At 36.5% G+C, this 3,755-nt stretch carries 2 protein-coding genes and 2 pseudogenes; 2 read left to right on the top strand and 2 right to left on the bottom strand.

Annotation, left to right across the window (positions count from 1 at the left end; genetic code table 11):
- Positions 1–106, top strand: a pseudogene (locus tag ACTJIX_RS14735) (IS30 family transposase); the annotation flags it as partial.
- Between the two features lie 357 nt (positions 107–463).
- On the opposite strand, the gene ACTJIX_RS14730 reads toward ACTJIX_RS14735, so the two are convergent.
- Both ACTJIX_RS14730 and ACTJIX_RS14725 read right to left on the bottom strand, forming a co-directional pair.
- Entirely contained in the window at positions 464–2,419 is a 1,956-nt protein-coding gene (locus ACTJIX_RS14730; protein ID WP_000693745.1) for an alkyl/aryl-sulfatase, read from the bottom strand.
- An 81-nt stretch (positions 2,420–2,500) separates the two neighbouring features.
- A pseudogene (locus ACTJIX_RS14725) lies at positions 2,501–2,761 on the bottom strand (integrase core domain-containing protein); the annotation flags it as partial.
- Between the two features lie 56 nt (positions 2,762–2,817).
- Between ACTJIX_RS14725 and ACTJIX_RS14720 the strand changes: the two are divergent.
- Positions 2,818–3,755: IS30-like element ISAba125 family transposase (locus ACTJIX_RS14720; RefSeq protein WP_079396101.1), on the top strand; the 938-nt coding region annotated here is incomplete at its 3' end.

The following is a 3,755-nucleotide window of genomic DNA, read 5'->3' as shown; positions in this document are numbered from 1 at the left end:
GAATACTCGTCCTAGAAAAGCGTTAGATTGGCTTACACCATTAGAGAAATTTGCTCAGCTTGTTGATTATCATAAGACTTTTCAAACTGTCGCACCTCATGTTTGAATTCGCCCTAATATAAAAGCTTATTTTCAATAAAAAACACATCATAATACCCCCTTGCCTTTTAACCACAAAAATATTGAAGTTATTATTTAGAAGCAATTAATAGAAAAATAAACAAATCTTTTTTAAACAAGCTACTAATAAAAATATCTCCATCGAAAATAAAGTATAAAAATTCAAAAACCATTTAATAAAGTATCAATAGAGTTAAAATACATATAGCTTACTTTTAATTTTAAAGAGGAATACAAGAAATAATTTCTTGTATTCCTGTTATAAGATTGGGAGAACCAAGTTGATAATTTCACCCATTTCTTTGGATCTATTAATTTAAGTTTCGACTTTACTTATTTGAGCTTAGCCATTTGGTCGAGTCACAATCGGGAAAATTGAATCTGGACGTTTAAACATTGCAAAGAATTTTCCAATTTTCAGTGGATTACCTTTGACTTTACTGTCTTTAGAAAGCAGGACTTTTACCCCTTCTATTTGACCTGTAATCATTTTTAGATATAAGGGCTTGGTTAAGGTTAATGTAGGGCAATCCAATGCCAAATCTTTACTTTCATCATAACGCTTAAACTGCATGACTGAGTTTTCAACCCATAATGAAAAATGCTCTTTGGTATCCGACAAAACCAGATTGATACACTGGTTTTCATTTTTTAAATTTTCCACATCTAAATTTGTCGCCATAGCTTCAAGAAATCTTTCAGTTGGTGTATGAATCAATAAATCACTCGGATCAGAAGTATTTTGTAGGGGTACATTATTTTGTAGCTCTTGAGCGCCCACCAAAAAGAAATTACGCCAAGTTGAAGCCTCAGCAGCATAGCCCAATTGACGATAAGTATTCGCCAATAAGTCTTTTGCTTGTTGGTTTTGAGGGTTATTCAACACAATATGTTTTAAAATCTCGGCAGCCCATCTATAGTCAGCTTGAGCGTAGGCATCCCGCGCATTTTTCAATGCATTGTTCTCCCCACCTGCTAACTCAATATATTTTTTTGCAACAGCTTTAGGGGGTAATGGATCTAAATTGGAAGGATGGGCATCGAACCATCCCATATAATATTGGTATACTGCTTTTACATTATGTTTTAGGGTTCCATAATAGCCATGAGCATATAGTTTTTGATCAAGTGCCGCTGGAAGCTTAATTTTTTCGGCAATTTCAGCGCCATTAAAACCAGAGTTCATATATCTCACCGTCTGATCATGCGTGAACTTATAAACATCTCGCTGGGTTTTAATAAAATCTTGAATATTGTCATTGCCCCAGACAGGCCAATGATGCTGTGCAATCAATACATCGGATGCTTTGGCATGCTGCATTGCTTGGTCTAGATAGCCCACCCATTTTAAGGCATCACGGACTTTAGCACCCCGAAGGGTATAAAGATTATGCATGGTATGAGATAGAATTTCTGCGCCGTTATAAAGTTTCAATGATGGGATAGAGAACGTTAATTCTGCTGGTGCTTCTGAACCCGGCACGTTATAAAACACAAAATCCAAGCCATCAACCGTCATTTTCTGTTCTGGTTGAGTGATCAGTTGTGTAGGCTCAAGGATGCCCATTTTTCCCACAGCAACAGCCTTACCTAAACCTGTATCCACCAATCCTTCCGCATTTTTAGGTAGAAAAGTTCCATACATATAAGTCGCACGACGTATCATGGCTGAACCTGCCATCACATTTTCACTGGTCGCTTCTTCCATAAAGCCTTTTGGCGCAATAATTGGAGTTTTTCTAGCGTTAATTTCTTCGCTAGAAAGAACGCCTAATGCACCACCAAAATGATCGATATGGCTATGGGTAAAGATAATGGCTGAAATTTTTTGCTCACCTAAATGCTGTCTAGCAAATTTAAGTGCTGCTTCAGCCGTTTCTTTAGAGGTTAATGTATCCACAATAATCCAGCCAGTATCACCCTGAATGATGGTCATATTTGCCAAATCAAAACCACGAATTTGCCAAACTCGATCTGTTACTTTAAATAGCCCAACATTGTTGTTTAATTTTGCTTGTCGCCATAGAGTGGGATTAACGGTATTTGGTGCTTGATCTTGTAAAAAACTAAATGCATCAAAATCCCAGATAACATTGCCTTTCTCACTTTTAATTTGACCTGTTGGCTTGGCAATAAAGCCCTTTTGAGCCTGATTAAACTCAGTCATATCCTCTAAGTTATACTTCGCCTTATATGTATTATTTGATTCAATGACCGCTTTTTCTACTACAGTATTTGCTGCAAAAACAGAAAATGGCAGAATAAGCATCAATGAAACTGTTAAAAACTTAATTTTCATCTTCTTTCCTTTTTTTAAATAGAGGTGGTCCCACATGTTTGAACAACTAAAAGCTTATTTATAAGTGATACTCTGCTCTAGTTAAGCTACCTTATTTTGTTGTGGTAGCTGGTCATAGTAAAACTCATCTGGAGTCATTTTGTCCAGACTCGAATGAGGTCGTTTCAAATTATAAAATTCAAAATATGCGTTTAATTGCTTCTTCGCATCCAAAACATTGCTGTAGGCTTTGAGATACACCTCTTCATATTTAACGCTCCGCCATAATCGTTCAACCATCACATTATCAACCCATCGACCTTTACCATCCATGCTGATTTGGATGTCATTTGATTTCAATACATGGCAGAGTAAAACTTGAAGTGCGACATAAACCACCTAATTAATTTAAAGGGTTTATGGAGTATATAAAATTGTCATACCATCATCTTAACTTTGAAGATCGTACTGCATTAATGCTTGAGTCAAGAAAAGAAGGCTTTTCAGCCAGAAAATTTGCTGAACTCATTAAAAGACATCCTAGTACGATCTATCGTGAGCTTAAAAGAAATAGCATCAATGACGTTTATCAAGCTCGATATGCTTCTGATAACACCTTCGCTAGACGTAGACGTGGTCACAGAAAACTCAAAATCGATTCAATCCTCTGGAAATTTATTGTTGAAGCGATCCGTTGTTTATGGTCTCCTCAGCAAATAGCAAAGCGTTTAAAGACATTTCCTGATTTGGATCAAACAATGAATGTAAGCCATACAACGATTTATTCAACGATACGAGCATTACCAAAGGGTGAGTTGAAAAAAGACTTATTATCCTGTCTGCGTCATGAAAATAAAAAGCGAAAAGCTAACGGTGAACCTAAAAAAGATTCTATATTACAGGATATTAAAACTATTCATGAGCGCCCAGCCGAAGTTCAAGAAAGAAAAATACCGGGTCATTGGGAAGCTGATTTAATTAAAGGTAAAGACAATAAAAGTTCGATAGCAACACTTATTGAACGAAATACACGGCTCTGTATCTTGGCAACATTACCTGATGCAAAGGCAGAATCAGTGCGCAAGGCTTTAACTGAAGCTCTGAAATATTTACCTGCAGAACTGCGTAAAACGTTGACCTATGACCGTGGACGCGAGATGTCAGAACATAAAATACTCGAAGAAGATTTAGGCATAGATGTATATTTCTGTGACCCACATTCACCTTGGCAAAAAGGCACATGCGAAAATATGAATGGTTTAATTAGGCAATATTTACCTAAAGGGATTGATTTAAATCAGGCAGATCAGCATTATTTAAATCAAGTTGCCATGTCACTGAATACTCGTCCTAGAAA

The sequence above is a fragment of the Acinetobacter sp. 22323 genome, assembly GCF_052044895.1.
Taxonomy (GTDB): Bacteria; Pseudomonadota; Gammaproteobacteria; order Pseudomonadales; family Moraxellaceae; genus Acinetobacter; species Acinetobacter schindleri.
This window is presented reverse-complemented; position numbering and strand designations above follow the sequence as displayed.

What these genes read in the sequence shown, in the direction of transcription:
- ACTJIX_RS14730 (WP_000693745.1), bottom strand. Translation starts at nt 2,419, where the DNA reads ATGAAAATTAAGTTTTTAACAGTTTCATTGATGCTTATTCTGCCATTT.